This window comes from Selenomonas sp. FC4001 (assembly GCF_000701565.1).
Lineage (GTDB): Bacteria > Bacillota > Negativicutes > Selenomonadales > Selenomonadaceae > Selenomonas_A > Selenomonas_A ruminantium_B.
Window position 1 is genome coordinate 45,424 of record NZ_JNJF01000009.1, and the last position, 13,936, is coordinate 59,359.

Here is a 13,936-nt window from a genome sequence, read left to right on the forward strand (position 1 = left end):
CTATTAGAAAGAGGGAATTACAATGGTTTTAGAAATTACGGATATTATGAAGATTTTGCCGCATCGCCCGCCTATGCTGCTGGTGGATCGCATTGTGGAGATCGATCCGTTCAAATCGGCTACGGGGATTAAGAATGTGACCATGAACGAGCCGTTTTTTGTAGGCCATTTTCCGGGACATCCCATTATGCCCGGTGTGCTGATTTTGGAAGCTATGGCGCAGGTAGGCGGCGTAGCCATGCTCTATCCGGAAGAAAACCGGGGTAAGATTGCCATGTTCGGCGGCATGGAAAACATCAAGTTCAAGCGTCCGGTAGTGCCCGGTGACCAGCTGGTAACCAAGGCACATATCGTAAAGGTTCGCGGCGAATTCGGTGTGCTCCATTGCGATGGTTATGTAGATGACAAATTGGTTGCCTCTGCTGACTTTAAGTTTGCTATGAGAAAAGAAGAAAACATGTGATTTTTACTGATAAACTGATGATAATCTTTGTTCAGCTCGGATAACGCCTGAATTTGCTGTCAGATAGAATGAGAGAATTAGAGGTCAGTTTGGGAGTATATAGAAAAGACAGAGCAAAGAGGCTGCTGATATTGTGGGGAGTCGGCAGATTGGTTATAAGGAGTTGTAGAGATGAGCACGGAAAATATTAGTGCAGAAGCACAGATACATCCCACGGCGATTGTGGAAGAAGGAGCCAAAGTCGCCGCTGGGGCCCAGATTGGCCCCTATAGCGTAATCGGCAGCGATGTGGAAATTGGTGAGGGCACCATTATCGGACCTCATGTAGTAGTCACAGGCTGGACGAAAATCGGTAAGGAATGTCATATCTTTCAGGGCGCTTCCATCGGTGAAGTGCCGCAGGATTTGAAATTCAAGGGCGAAAAAAGCTTTACTTATATCGGCGACCGCACCGTTATCCGTGAGGGCGCTACGGTACATCGGGCTACCGGTGAAGGCGAGGAAACCCGCATTGGCAACGACTGCCTGCTGATGGCTCTGACCCATGTTGCCCATAACTGCGTGATTGGCAACCGGGTAATCATGTCCAATCTGGCCAGCCTGGCTGGTCATGCCATTGTGGAAGACCGGGCTGTTGTGGGCGGTATGACCGGTGTACATCAGTTCGTCAAGATTGGCCGCAATGCCATGATTGGCGGCATGAGCCGTTTGACGCAGGATGTTGTGCCTTATACCATTGTGGCCGGTCAGCCTGCCAAGGTGGCTGGTCTTAACAGTGTGGGCATTTCCCGGGCCGGCATTGAGCTGTCTGCCCGCCGCAGCTTGAAACAGGCATACCGGATTCTGTACCGTTCCGGTCTGAGCCTTCAGAAAGCGGTGGAGATTATCGAACAGGAAGTTGCTCCCTGTGAAGAAGTGGACCATCTCCTGCGCTTCCTGCGCAATGCCGATCGGGGCATTTGCCGGGAACGCCGGGACGATAAATGAGGATTGTTTGTAGTTGCGGAGGTTTGTAATGGAGCGGATTGGACTTTTGGCAGGCATTGGCGCCCTGCCGGTGGAGATTGCCAGGGCGGCCAAGGAGCTGGGCTATGAGGTCTATGCTGTGGCACTCTTGCCCGATACCGACCAGCGCCTGCGCGACTATGCCGATGACTATCAGGAAATCAATGTCCTGAAGGTGGGCAAGATACTCAAGTATCTCAAGAAGAATGACATCCATAAGGTGACGATGATTGGCAAGGTTACCAAGGAAGTACTGTTCGCCAAGAAAACTTTGCCGGACTTAAAGGCCATGCAGATTCTTATGCGGGTGCCGGATAGGAAGGACGATACCATCATGCTGGCCATCATTGATGAGCTCAGGAAGATTGATGTGGAAACCTTTGACCAGACGGAACTCATCCGCAAGTTGATGCCGGGCAAAGGTGTTCTCACCAAACGCCAGCCTACGGAAGCCGAGCTAAAGGATATGGAGTTCGGCTTTCAGATGGCCAAGGAAATCGGCCGGATGGATGTGGGACAGACTGTGGTGGTCAAGGATATGGCTGTGATGGCTTTGGAAGCGATCGAGGGAACAGATGCCTGCATCCTGCGGGGCGGCAAACTGGCCGGTGGCAATGCTGTGGTGGCTAAGGTGGCCAAGCCTCAGCAGGACAGCCGCTTTGATGTGCCCACGGTGGGGCTCAAGACCCTGCAGATGATGGTGGAAACCGGCGCTAAGGCACTGGCTATCGAAGCCGATGCCACTTTGTTGGTGGAGCGGGCAGAAGTTATCGCTCTGGCCGAAGCCAACGATATCACCATTATGGCTATGTAAGCGATACAGAGACGTTGGGGATGCAATATGTATGCCCAACGTCTTTTTGCTTGTTATGATAGATAAGTGATGGTTTTGCCGCTGGTAAAACTTGTCTCTTTGCGTTATAATATAATTTGGCTTAGTATTGAGTTGAGGAGGACGACCCATGAAGATTATGCTTTCCGCTGGTGAGGCATCCGGGGATGTGCACGGCGAAAATATTGCCCGGGCAATTCTGGCGATGTCACCAGCCACGGAGCTTATTGGCTTCGGTGGCAGCCGCATGGAAGATGCCGGCGTGCGCCTGTGCCGGAATTTTGCCGATTACAGCGTAATGGGCGTATGGGAAGTCCTGGTGAATATCCGCCGCATCTGGAAACTCTTGAATGATTTGACGGAGTTTATGCGGGAAGAAAAGCCTGACATGCTGGTGCTTATCGATTATCCCGATTTCAACTGGCGGCTGGCCAAACGGGCCAAGTCTTTGGGGATATCCGTGTTCTCCTATATTCCGCCTTCGGCCTGGGCCTGGCGGAAGGGCAGGGCCAGGGATTGTGCGAAGATTGCCGATGAATTTATCGCCATCTTTCCCCATGAACTGCCGGTGTATGAGGCGGCCGGGGCAAAGATTTCCTTCGTGGGCAATCCGCTGGTGGATGCCGTACGGGCAGAAATGCCTCGGGAGAAGGCCCGTCGATTCTTTCAGATGCCGGAGGATAAGACGGTGATTTTGCTGCTGCCCGGCAGCCGCAAGCAGGAGATTGAACTCCTGCTGCCGTCCATGCTGGCGGGGGCCAAAAAACTTTTGACCGAGAAGCCGGATACGGTATTCTATCTGCCGGTGGCCGATACTGTGAGTCGTGAGCGGATTGAAGAGATGATTGCCGCGTCTGGCGTAGCGGTTACTTTGACCGACGAAAAGCGCTACAGCCTTATGGCGGCAGCGGATGCGGCTATGGCTACTTCCGGTACGGTAGTGATGGAGGCGGCACTTTTAGGGCTTCCCTGCGTGGTGCTCTATCGCCTGTCACCCGTGTCCTATGCTATTGGGAAGTTATTGGTGCATGTGGATAATTTCAGCTTGCCCAATATTCTCTTAAATGAAAGCTTCCAGCGGGAACTGCTGCAGGATGAAGTCACGCCGGAGAATATTGCCGGTGAGCTCATGAAGCTCTATCCCGGTGAGGCCCATCGGCAGGAAGTGGTTGAGAAGCTGAAACTGGCTTGTCGGAAGCTAGGAGCTCCCGGAGCTTCTCAGCGGGTAGCGGAACGGATTTTGAATGCAGCGCGGGAATTTGCCGCTGAATAAATAAGTGAGGGAAATACATGAAGAATTATACGCGGCTTCTGCAATATATCAGGCCGTATCTGAAACGTCTAGGGCTGGCCATTGTCTGCATTGTGGTGGCAGCAGCCTGTAACCTCTATTTGCCCTGGATTATCAAGGATATGGTGGATAAGGTGCTGGCTGAAAAGGATATGGTAATGCTGTACGTCATCTGCGTCAGCATTGTGGTGGTTTTCCTGATTCGCGGGATATTCTACTACGGCCAGTCCTATCTGGTGTCCTATATTGGACAAAAAGTGGTTATCGATGTGCGGGAAGTGATGTTCCGCAAGTTCCAGCGCATGCCTATGGCTTATTTTGACAAGCATCAGACAGGTGAGACCATGAGCTATATCACTAATGATGTAGGGGCTATTCAGTCGGCCCTTGTGGATCAGTTAATCGAGATGGTTACGGAAGGATCCATTCTGATAGGGTCCATTGCCATGATGCTTTATCTGGACTGGAAACTGTCCCTGCTGACGCTGGTGGTCATTCCTTTGGTGGGTCAGGCTATGAAGATTTTTGGCCGGAAGCTCAAGCGCAACGGTACAGTGATTCAGGAGCGGGCCGCGGATATCACGTCTCTCTTACAGGAAAGTATTTCCTCCATTCGGGTGGTGAAGTCCTTTGTTCGTGAAGATTACGAAATCAAGCGATTCATCAATCAGAACATCCTAAACTTCCAGGCAGCCATGAAGAATGTGCAGCTCACCAGCCTCTTGACGCCGACTGTGGAATTTTTGGCGGCGGTTTCCGTTACTTTCATTGTAGGCTTTGGTGGCTATGAGGTGGTCAACGGCCAGATGACGGCCGGTGCTTTGGTGGCCTTCCTGACCTATGCGGTCAATCTGGCGAACCCCGTAAAGCGTCTGGCCCGTGTTTATGGCAATCTGCAGCGGGCAATGGCTGCTGTGGACCGTGTATTTGCGGTAATCGACCTGCCGGAACCCATCAGCGATAAGGAAGATGCGAAATCCCTGCCGAAGATTCAGGGCCATGTGGAGGTCAAGAATGTGACCTTTGGCTATAAGGAAGGGGTTAATGCGCTGGAAGATGTATCTCTGGATGTGAAGCCGGGGCAGATGATTGCTTTCGTGGGGCCCAGCGGTGCAGGTAAGTCTACCATCGCCAATCTGATTCCCCGCTTCTATGAGATTAACGGCGGTTCCATCTCCATTGACGGTTACGATATCCGGGATGTGAAGCTTGATTCCCTGCGGGAGCAGATTGGCATTGTACCGCAGGAGACCATGTTGTTCTCCACGACGGTCATGGAAAATATCCGTTACGGGCGGCTGGACGCCACGGACGAAGAAGTCATTGAGGCGGCCAAGGCGGCGAATGCCGACAGCTTCATTCGGGATCTGCCGCAGGGGTATGATACACCTATTGGGGAGCGGGGGCTGAATCTTTCCGGCGGCCAGCGCCAGCGCATGGCCATCGCCCGGGCAATCCTCAAGAACCCGCAGATTCTGATTTTGGACGAAGCCACTTCGGCTTTGGATACGGAAAGCGAAAAAATCGTACAGGCGGCTTTGGACAGCCTGATGGTGGGCAGAACTTCCTTTGTCATCGCTCATCGCCTGTCTACGATATTCAACGCCGACCAGATTTATGTTATTGATGGCGGCAGGATAAAAGAACACGGTACCCACGAGGAACTCTTGCAGCAGGGCGGCTTGTACAGCCACCTCTACAACATTCAGTTCGGCGGCGGTAACGTGGCAGCAGAAGGGGCATAATAGTAATGCAAATCCTCTACAACTTAGCGGCGATTCTGGTCGTCATATTGATTATACCGGTGTTTATGATACGCTCGGTCAGGGAAAAAGGTTTTGTGGAGCGTATCCGCCAGAGTCTGGGGTTCTACCCGGTAGAGACTTTGGAAAAGGTGGCCAAAAAACACTGTATCTGGGTGCATGCGGCTTCCGTAGGTGAAATCGTAGCCACGAGTCCTCTGATTAAGGAATTTCATAAGGAATTTCCCAAGACGCCAATTCTGGTGTCTGTGGTTACTACGAGCGGTTATGAAATGGCTAACCGCATCATCAAAGATGCGGATGCCATTATCTACTTCCCGCTTGACCTGCCGTTTTTGGCAGGCAGTGTCCTGCGACGCATCCATCCCCGGGTATTCCTGCCCGTGGAAACGGAGCTCTGGCCGAACTTCTTGAAGACGGCCCGCAAGCTGCATATTCCGGTCATGATGGTCAATGGCCGTATCAGCGACCGCAGTGTGAAGCAGTATCGCTATCTGCGGAGCCTGCTCAGTGACATGATTGGCACGGTGACCAAGTTTGCCATGCAGTCCGACATTGATGCGGATTACATCATGCGGTTGGGTGCGTCTCCGGAACTCGTGACGGTGACGGGCAATACCAAGTTTGACCAGACCTACACCGATGTCAGCCCGGAAGAAAAGGCTGCCATCATCCGAGAGATGGGGCTGGAAAAGGCCGAAGGTATTTTGCTGGCCGGTTCCACCCATCGCGGCGAAGAAGATTTCGTCCTCAAAGCCTTTAAGGCTGTGCGGGAGAAGCATGGCAAGGCCAAGTTGGTCATTGCGCCTAGAGAACTGCTCCGTACGCAGGAGGTCATTCATATCTGCAAGCGGGCCGGTTTTACGGTAACCACCCGCACCAAACAGCAGGAGCAGGGGCCGCAGGATGCGGATATCGTGATTCTCGATACCATTGGCGAACTGGGCAAGGTTTACAGTGTTGGTGATGTGGTCTACGTCGGGGGCAGTCTGATTCCCCATGGCGGCCACAATATTCTGGAGCCTGCAGCCCATGGCAAGGCCATTATCGTGGGCCATTATATGTTCAACTTCAAGGATACCCATGCTCTGTTCAAGAAGCGCAATGCCTGCATCACGGTGAATAACGAACAGGAACTGGCGGCAGAGACCGTGCAGCTCTTTGATGATGCAGCACACCGCCATCAGCTCGAAGCGGAAACTCTGGCCATTGTGGGCGAAAATAAGGGCGCATCCCGCAAGTCGGCGATTATCCTGCGGGAAATGCTGGAATCCTATGAGAGTATTCCTGAGAACCGTCAGCGGGCCCGCTTTACCCAGAAGATTGACAACTTCCAGACCTACTTTATCGAGCTGGTACATCTGAAGGAAGTAAACGGCTTTGGAGAGCATATCCTGACGGCGCTGCTCTACGTCCTGTCGAAAATTTATGCGCTTCTGGTGGATTTCAAGCTTTGGGGTTATCGTCATGGCGTGTTCAGTCGCAAGAAACTGGATTGCTTTGTCATCAGCTTGGGCAATGTTACCGTAGGCGGTACAGGCAAGACGCCGACTGCTCAGCGACTGGCCAGCGATATTCGCGATATGGGTTACAAGGTGGTCATTTTGAATCGTGGTTACCGGGCCAAGTGGCATGGCAAGGTCGGTATTGTTTCCGATGGTGAGCGCCTTCATATGACGGCTGCTGATGCCGGTGACGAGGCCTTCATGCTGGCCAAGCACCTGCCGGAAGTGCCGGTGCTTATCGGTGCGGACCGTTCCGTTACGGGGCAGTACGCTATTGAAAACTTCGGTGCTGAGGTAGCCATCTTGGATGATGGTTTCCAGCATTGGCAGCTCGAACGCGATATGGATATTCTGCTGGTGGATGCCGTCAATGTCTTTGGCAACGGCTACATGCTGCCACGCGGTACCCTGCGCGAACCCATCGCCCATATCAGCCGTGCGGATGTATGCCTGCTGACCAAGGTGGACCAGGCAGCCGAGGGTTCGCGGGACTTTATTCGCGATACGGTACATCGCTACAACGAAGAGGCGCAGATTGTGGAAAGCATCCACCAGCCGCGGCGCTTCATCCCCCTGGCTGACTGGTATGTGGACATTGCCGGTGATGGCATCGATGTGAATCAGATGCGGGGCAAGCAGATTATGGCAGTATCCGCCATCGGCAATCCTGCCTCCTTTGAACAGACCCTGTCGGATTTGGGCACGGTGATTTTGGAAAGCCTGCGCTATCCTGACCATCACGACTACAGTATGCAGGAAATGGCTGACATTCTCCATCAGGCTGAACGCATGGGGGCAGAAGCCATTGTCATTACGGAAAAAGATGCGGTGAAGATTCCCATGGAAGTCATCCATGCCGGCATCAAGATTCCCGTTTACGTCATCTGCGTGGAAGTTACCTTCCAGCAGGGCAAAGAAGAATTCAAATCACTGCTGGCCCAGCGTTTGGCAGACAAACTGGGGCCGCGGACTGCAAAATAAAAAGTAAGAGGGACCATTATGAAGGTACTTTGTGTTATTCCCGCCCGTTATGCATCCACCCGCCTGCCGGGCAAACCATTGAAGGACATTGCGGGCAAGCCCATGATTTGCCGGGTTTACGACCGGGCGATACAGGCCAAAAAAGTTTCGGATACCATTGTGGCGACCGATGATGAACGCATCGTAACGGCCGTGGAAGCCAATGGGGGCAAGGCCATAATGACCAGGGCCGACCATCCCACCGGCACTGACCGGCTGGCCGAGGTAGCTGCAGCATTCCCCGATGTGGATTTGATCATCAACGTGCAGGGGGATGAGCCGCTGATTGAACCGGGACTCATTGATGAACTGGCCGCTGTTTTTGAGATGGACAGTGAACTCAAGATGGCTACCGTCAAGACAGAGATGACGGAGCGGGCGGAAATCGAGAACCCCAATAATGTAAAAGTTGTAACCGACAAAAATGGTTATGCCCTTTACTTCTCCCGTTCGGTAATGCCGTATCCGCGTAATGAAGGCTGCCCGGTGTATAAGCATATCGGTATTTATGCCTACAAGCGGGACTTCCTGCTTAGTTATGCGAAGATGGAATCTACGCCGCTGGAGCAGTCGGAGTCTTTAGAGCAGCTGCGTGCATTGGAAAATGGGTACCGCATTAAGGTCGTCGAGACAAAAGCGAAGTTTGTTGGTGTTGATACTGCCGAGGATTTGGCGAAGGTCAACGAGATATACAAATCGAAAGGAGCTTGAATATGAATCAGGTTAAAGTTGGTAATTATGTGATTGGTGGCGGAGAAAAGCTGACTTTGCTGGCTGGTCCCTGTGTGTTGGAAGGTCTGGATCGTTGCCTGCTGATTGGCCGTACCATCAAGGAAATCTGCCAGCGTTTGGACATCAACTATGTATTTAAGGCTTCCTTCGATAAGGCGAACCGTTCTTCCTATCATAGCTTCCGTGGCCCTGGCATGAAAAAGGGCATTGAGATGCTCAAGAAAATCAAGGAAGAACTGCAGGTTCCTGTGGTTACGGATATTCATGAGTCCGCGCAGGCAAAGCCTGTGGCTGAAGTGGCCGATATCCTGCAGATTCCTGCGTTCCTCTGCCGTCAGACGGATCTTCTGCATGCCGCTGCTCAGACGGGGCGTGTGGTCAACGTGAAGAAGGGCCAGTTCCTGGCGCCTGAGGATATGCGCAATGTGGTGGACAAGCTCCATGAAAGTGGCTGTGACCAGATGATGCTCACCGAGCGTGGCGCTTCCTTTGGCTATCACAATCTGGTGGTGGATATGCGTTCCCTGCCCATCATGCGCTCCTTCGGTTATCCCGTGGTAATGGATGGCACGCACAGTGTGCAGCTTCCGGGCGGCAATGGCACTACTTCTGCCGGCAACCGTGAGTATGTGGAATATCTAGTGCGGGCTGCTGTGGCTGCCGGTGTGGATGCGTTGTTCCTGGAAGTTCACGACAATCCGGAAGAGGCCCTGTCTGATGGTGCCAACATGGTTTACCTGGACAAGCTGGAAGACCTCTTGAAGGATGCTGTTGCCATTCACGAAATCGTCCGTCATAAGCAGAAATGATTTTAGCTTTAGTAAATCGAGGGGATAAGATTGATCAACAAGATAAAAGAAGCGGCACTGGAAACCCTCACCATTGAGGCGTCTGCCGTAGAAAAACTCAAGGAACGCATTGACGAGGAATTTGTGGCTGCGGTGCAGTGCATTCTGGACTGCAAGGCCCGTGTGGTTGTAACCGGCATGGGCAAATCCGGTCATGTGGGCCGCAAGATGGCCGCTACCTTTGCCAGCACCGGCACGCCGGCCTTCTTCATGCATCCCGGTGAAGCGTTCCATGGCGATTTGGGCATGGTGACGGAAAATGATGTAGTGATTGCCATTTCCAACAGCGGTGAGTCGGCAGAAGTGGTCAACATCCTGCCGATTATTCGCCGCATCGGCGCCCGCATCATTGCCATGTGCGGACGCCGTGATTCGCAGCTCGGCAAGGCTGCTGACCACTTTGTCGATATCGGAGTGGAAAAAGAGGCCTGCCCGTTGGGCCTGGCACCTACCGCCAGCACCACGGCCACGTTGGCCATGGGCGATGCGCTGGCTATCGCCCTCATGAGTGTTCGGGACTTCACGAGTCAGGATTTTGCCCTGTTCCATCCGGGAGGAGCTTTGGGCCGGAAACTCCTGCTCACCGTCAAAAATGTCATGCACACGGGCGAGGAAAATCCCTTGGTGCATAAGGATAAGACGGCTAAGGATGCCCTCTTTATCATGACGGATAAGGGCTTGGGCGCCGCTTCTGTTATCGATGACAGCGGCAAGCTGGTGGGCATCATCACCGATGGTATCATCCGCCGGGCGCTGGCCAAGGATTATAAATTCCTGGATGAAGCCGTGGGCAATATCATGTTCGAAACGCCGCTGACCATCAAGCAGGAAGCCATGGCTTCGGCGGCCCTCTCGGTTATGGAAAAACACAAACCGCGCCCGGTTACGGTGCTGCCGGTTATTGATGACAATAAAATTCCTGTGGGTATTATTCATTTGACTGACCTTTTGCGTCAAGGAGTGGTATAATGGAGATTCACAGCAAAGCAATCGAAGCTGCCAGGAAGATAAAACTGATTATTTTCGATGTGGATGGCGTTTTGACTGACGGCGGCATTTATATCGGCGAGCAGGGAGAACTGTACAAGCCCTTCTATTGCCGGGATGGGCTGGGTATAACCCTGGCGCATAAGCTGGGGCTCAAGACCGCCATCATCACAGGCCGTAAGTCCAAACAGGTAGCGTTCCGAGCTAAGGAACTGCATATCAGCGAGGTATTTCAGGGCAACTCCGACAAGCGGGAGGCTTATGATGAGCTCAAGAAGCGCACCGGTCTCCGCGATGAAGAAATCGCCTACATTGGTGATGACCTCATCGACTTGCCCATCATGCTGCAGGTTGGCCTGCCCATGGCTGTGGCTGATGCCATTCCTGATGTGCGCATGCATTCTCTGGTGGTTTCCTGCTGCCCCGGCGGCAGAGGTGCTGTCCGGGAACTGCTGGAATTCATCTTCAAGGCTCAGGGCAAATGGGAAGATTTGATGGCCAGCTTTTTGATTCCGGTGAAATCCGAGGAAAATGCTGGCTTGATTCAGTAAAGCAAGTAATGTAATTTTGGGGGAAGAAGATTAATGCAGTATAAATTTGTGATGTTTATGAGCTGGGTGGTGCGTCATACCCCCTATAAACTCGTAATGGCTGCCGGCTGGGTACTGGGACAGCTATACTATCTTCTGATTAAGAAGCAGCGGGAGCTGGCAGTGGCACAGATTATGCCTGCCTTGGGGCTTAATGAGGCTGAGGCGCGCAGAACCGTGCGGGATTCCTTTGTGAATCTGGCACGCAATGTGCTCGAAATTCTCTATATGCCCAAGCTGACCCCCAAGAACTTTCACGAGTATATTGAAATTGACCATCTGGAGCGCATGACGGACGCCCTGGCGGAAGGCCATGGGGTCGTGGTGCTCACCGGTCATATCGGCACCTGGGAATGGTTGTCGGCGGCTTTTACCATGAACGGCCTGCCGGTAACGGCCATTGCCAAGCCACAACCCAATATGCAGTATACCAATGCCCTGAATGATTTGCGCAAGACTATCAATGTGGAGATTTTTTCCCGGGGCACCAGTGAGCTGTTAGCGGCAGCCAAGGCACTCAAAAAAGGAAAAATCCTTGGCTTCCTGGCGGATCAGGACGGCGGCCCCAATGGTGCATTCCTGCCCTTCTTTGGCAAGCTGGCAGCTACGCCCATGGGCCCGGCAGTCTTTTCCTGCAAGTTCAAGGCGCCGGTGCTGCCCGCCTTCATCCTGCGCCAGAAGAATGGTAAGCATAAAGTGGTGATTGGCGAGGTCATGCGGTACGAGGACACCGGCGATACGGACAAGGATTTGTTCGACTTCACCGTGAAGATGACGAAAATAATCGAAGATATTATCCGGGAAAACCCCACCCAGTGGCTGTGGTTCCAGAAGCGGTGGAATACGCCCCCGGAACAGCAGAATGTGGGCAAGCACCACACGGTTAAAGCACAGGAGGAAGCCTGATGGACAAGAAGCGCAAGTTATGGCTTGGCGCAGGACTGGCAGTTTTTATCGCTGCGATTGTTTGGGCGGTGGTTACCGTTCCGGATACACCTTCGCCGGATGCTGACCCCAATAGTGGGCGGTTTATGAGTTATGATGGCAATGTACTCAGCGAGGAAAAGAACGGCCGGAAAATCTGGGATTTGACGGCTGAACATATCGATGTGGATGTGAAGACCCGCGACGCCAAACTGGAAAAACTGAAAGGTCATTTTTATGCCGAGGATGGCCGGGTGGTGGAAGTAACCGCTGATAAGGGTACTTATGAGGATAAGACCAAGAACATTGTCATTGCCGGCAATGTGGATGTGAAAAACAGCGATGGTGCCAGGTTGACTAGTGATGAACTGCGCTGGGAGGCTGCCAAGCAGCTGCTGGCTGCTGTGGGCAGTGCCAAGGTCACGAAAGAAGATATGCTGGCTACGGGTGCGCGGATTGAAAGCAGTGACGGCTTCAACAAAGTCAAGGTGATTGGCAAAGCCCATCTGGCCAAAGGAGGAAATACAAATGCAAAATAAGATGAGAAAGCTTTTATTGACCCTTTGCTTGACCGCAGCTCTGCCTGTGGGTACACTGCTCGCCGCAAATGAACCGGCCAGTCTGGATGCTGACACGGTGGAATACGATATGAAAAGCGGCTTGGCTATAGCCACTGGTGATGTGCTGATGAAGCAGGGCAATGCCAAGGTTACCGGTGCCAAGGCTACATATAACTCCAAGACCCAGGAAGGTACCGTGGAAGGCAATGTTATCGCGGTGCGTGACGACTTGCGTGTTACCTGTGACAAGGTTGTCTCCGATGGTCAGGGCCATATGAGTGCCACAGGGAATGTGCATGGGGTTCAGGGCCAGAAGACCTTTACGGGTGAACATGTGGACTACTATCCCAATCAGAACAAATATGTGAAAATCCCTACGGGCGGCACGATTACGGATGGTGGCGACACCTTTACGGCTGACTATATGGAAGGCTGGCTGGATGATGAACATTACATTGGCAAAGGTAATGTTCATGTCAACAGTCCGTCCCGCAAGATGGAAGCCGGCGGCGACCACGCAGATTACGTGGGCAAGGAACAGGGCCGTGTCATCATGACTGGCAACGCCTGGGCCATTCAGGAAAACAATACCATGAAGAGCAATAGACTTACCCTTTATCTTGACCCTAATGGCAGAGCCAAGGTCAAGTAAGGGGCTGTAACGATAAATTTGGAGGGCAGAGCTTTGCATATTGAGGCAAAAAATCTGGTAAAAAAGTTTAAGGAACACACCGCGGTGGATCGGGTGTCCCTGCGTGTAGAAAAGGGGGAAATCGTAGGCCTCTTAGGCCCTAACGGTGCGGGTAAGACCACTTCATTCTACATGATTGTGGGCTTGGAGCAGCCGACCTCCGGTGAGGTGTTCCTGTCTGATGTGAATATCACCAAAATGCCCATGTATCGCCGGGCTTCTTTGGGAATCAGCTATTTGACCCAGGAGTCCTCCATTTTCCGCAAACTCACAGTGGAAGAAAATATCATGGCCATTTTGGAGACCACGGAACTTTCCAAAGCCGAACAGAGAAACAAGTTCGAGGAGCTTTTGGAGGAGTTTCATATCACCCATGTGCGTAAACGCAAGGGCACAGAACTTTCCGGCGGTGAGCGCCGCCGGGTGGAAATTGCCCGCTGTCTGGCGCTGGAGCCGCAGTTCATCCTGTTGGATGAACCCTTTGCCGGCGTTGACCCGCTGGCTGTGGCAGACATTCAGGAGATTATCCAGTACCTGCGTCAGCGGGGCATGGGCATCCTGATTACGGACCACAATGTGCGCGAGACCTTGCAGATTGTGGACAGGGCCTATATACTGAGTGAAGGTAAAATTCTGCTGGAGGGCGATAGCCACACGATTGCGGAGAGCCCCATCGCGCGGAAATTTTATCTCGGCGAGAATTTTACCTTGTAAGGAGAACAGAT

The 13,936-nt window shown here is 52.7% G+C and carries 14 protein-coding genes; all 14 read left to right on the forward strand.

The annotated features are described in order from the left end of the window. Positions 1–22: 22 nt before the first annotated feature. The 14 genes from fabZ to lptB all read left to right on the forward strand — a co-directional run bounded on the left by fabZ (position 23) and on the right by lptB (position 13,925). A complete protein-coding gene (fabZ, locus tag T320_RS03820) occupies positions 23–463 on the forward strand; it encodes a 3-hydroxyacyl-ACP dehydratase FabZ (RefSeq protein ID WP_026759487.1) in 441 nt (146 codons plus the stop codon). Between the two features lie 171 nt (positions 464–634). Continuing rightward, positions 635–1,450: an acyl-ACP--UDP-N-acetylglucosamine O-acyltransferase gene (gene lpxA, locus T320_RS03825; protein WP_026759486.1), complete on the forward strand. Its 816-nt coding sequence runs from the start codon at positions 635–637 to the stop codon at positions 1,448–1,450. 28 nt (positions 1,451–1,478) lie between these two features. After that, a complete protein-coding gene (locus T320_RS03830; protein ID WP_037353179.1) occupies positions 1,479–2,282 on the forward strand; it encodes an LpxI family protein in 804 nt (267 codons plus the stop codon). Positions 2,283–2,430: 148 nt separating this feature from the next. Then, positions 2,431–3,573, forward strand: coding sequence for a lipid-A-disaccharide synthase (gene lpxB / locus T320_RS03835; RefSeq protein ID WP_037353181.1), 1,143 nt, complete (start codon positions 2,431–2,433; stop codon positions 3,571–3,573). A 17-nt stretch (positions 3,574–3,590) separates the two neighbouring features. Continuing rightward, complete coding sequence (gene msbA / locus T320_RS03840; protein WP_037353184.1) at positions 3,591–5,336, forward strand: lipid A export permease/ATP-binding protein MsbA; 1,746 nt, start codon at positions 3,591–3,593, stop codon at positions 5,334–5,336. A gap of 5 nt (positions 5,337–5,341) precedes the next feature. Next, positions 5,342–7,840 carry a tetraacyldisaccharide 4'-kinase gene (gene lpxK / locus T320_RS03845; RefSeq protein ID WP_037353187.1) on the forward strand — a complete coding sequence of 833 codons (2,499 nt, stop codon included), beginning with the start codon at positions 5,342–5,344 and terminating at the stop codon, positions 7,838–7,840. A gap of 18 nt (positions 7,841–7,858) precedes the next feature. Continuing rightward, positions 7,859–8,590 (forward strand): 3-deoxy-manno-octulosonate cytidylyltransferase, encoded by a 732-nt coding sequence (kdsB, locus tag T320_RS03850; protein ID WP_037353189.1) that lies wholly within the window; start codon positions 7,859–7,861, stop codon positions 8,588–8,590. A gap of 2 nt (positions 8,591–8,592) precedes the next feature. Further along, positions 8,593–9,420 (forward strand): 3-deoxy-8-phosphooctulonate synthase, encoded by an 828-nt coding sequence (kdsA, locus tag T320_RS03855; protein ID WP_026759480.1) that lies wholly within the window; start codon positions 8,593–8,595, stop codon positions 9,418–9,420. A gap of 30 nt (positions 9,421–9,450) precedes the next feature. Then, complete coding sequence (locus T320_RS03860) at positions 9,451–10,428, forward strand: KpsF/GutQ family sugar-phosphate isomerase (protein WP_156032728.1); 978 nt, start codon at positions 9,451–9,453, stop codon at positions 10,426–10,428. Next, complete coding sequence (locus T320_RS03865; protein WP_037353195.1) at positions 10,428–10,997, forward strand: KdsC family phosphatase; 570 nt, start codon at positions 10,428–10,430, stop codon at positions 10,995–10,997. Before T320_RS03860 ends, T320_RS03865 begins: the two co-directional genes overlap by 1 nt. A gap of 33 nt (positions 10,998–11,030) precedes the next feature. Next, positions 11,031–11,942, forward strand: coding sequence for a lysophospholipid acyltransferase family protein (locus T320_RS03870; protein ID WP_026759477.1), 912 nt, complete (start codon positions 11,031–11,033; stop codon positions 11,940–11,942). After that, positions 11,942–12,499: an LPS export ABC transporter periplasmic protein LptC gene (lptC, locus tag T320_RS03875; protein WP_037353197.1), complete on the forward strand. Its 558-nt coding sequence runs from the start codon at positions 11,942–11,944 to the stop codon at positions 12,497–12,499. The genes T320_RS03870 and lptC overlap by 1 nt, the downstream gene beginning before the upstream one ends. Further along, the gene (locus T320_RS03880; RefSeq protein ID WP_026759475.1) at positions 12,489–13,172 is read left to right on the forward strand and encodes an LptA/OstA family protein; all 684 of its coding nucleotides are present in this window, start codon (positions 12,489–12,491) and stop codon (positions 13,170–13,172) included. The genes lptC and T320_RS03880 overlap by 11 nt, the downstream gene beginning before the upstream one ends. Positions 13,173–13,205: 33 nt before the next feature. Then, positions 13,206–13,925, forward strand: coding sequence for an LPS export ABC transporter ATP-binding protein (gene lptB / locus T320_RS03885; protein WP_037353199.1), 720 nt, complete (start codon positions 13,206–13,208; stop codon positions 13,923–13,925). The last annotated feature ends 11 nt before the right edge of the window (positions 13,926–13,936 follow it).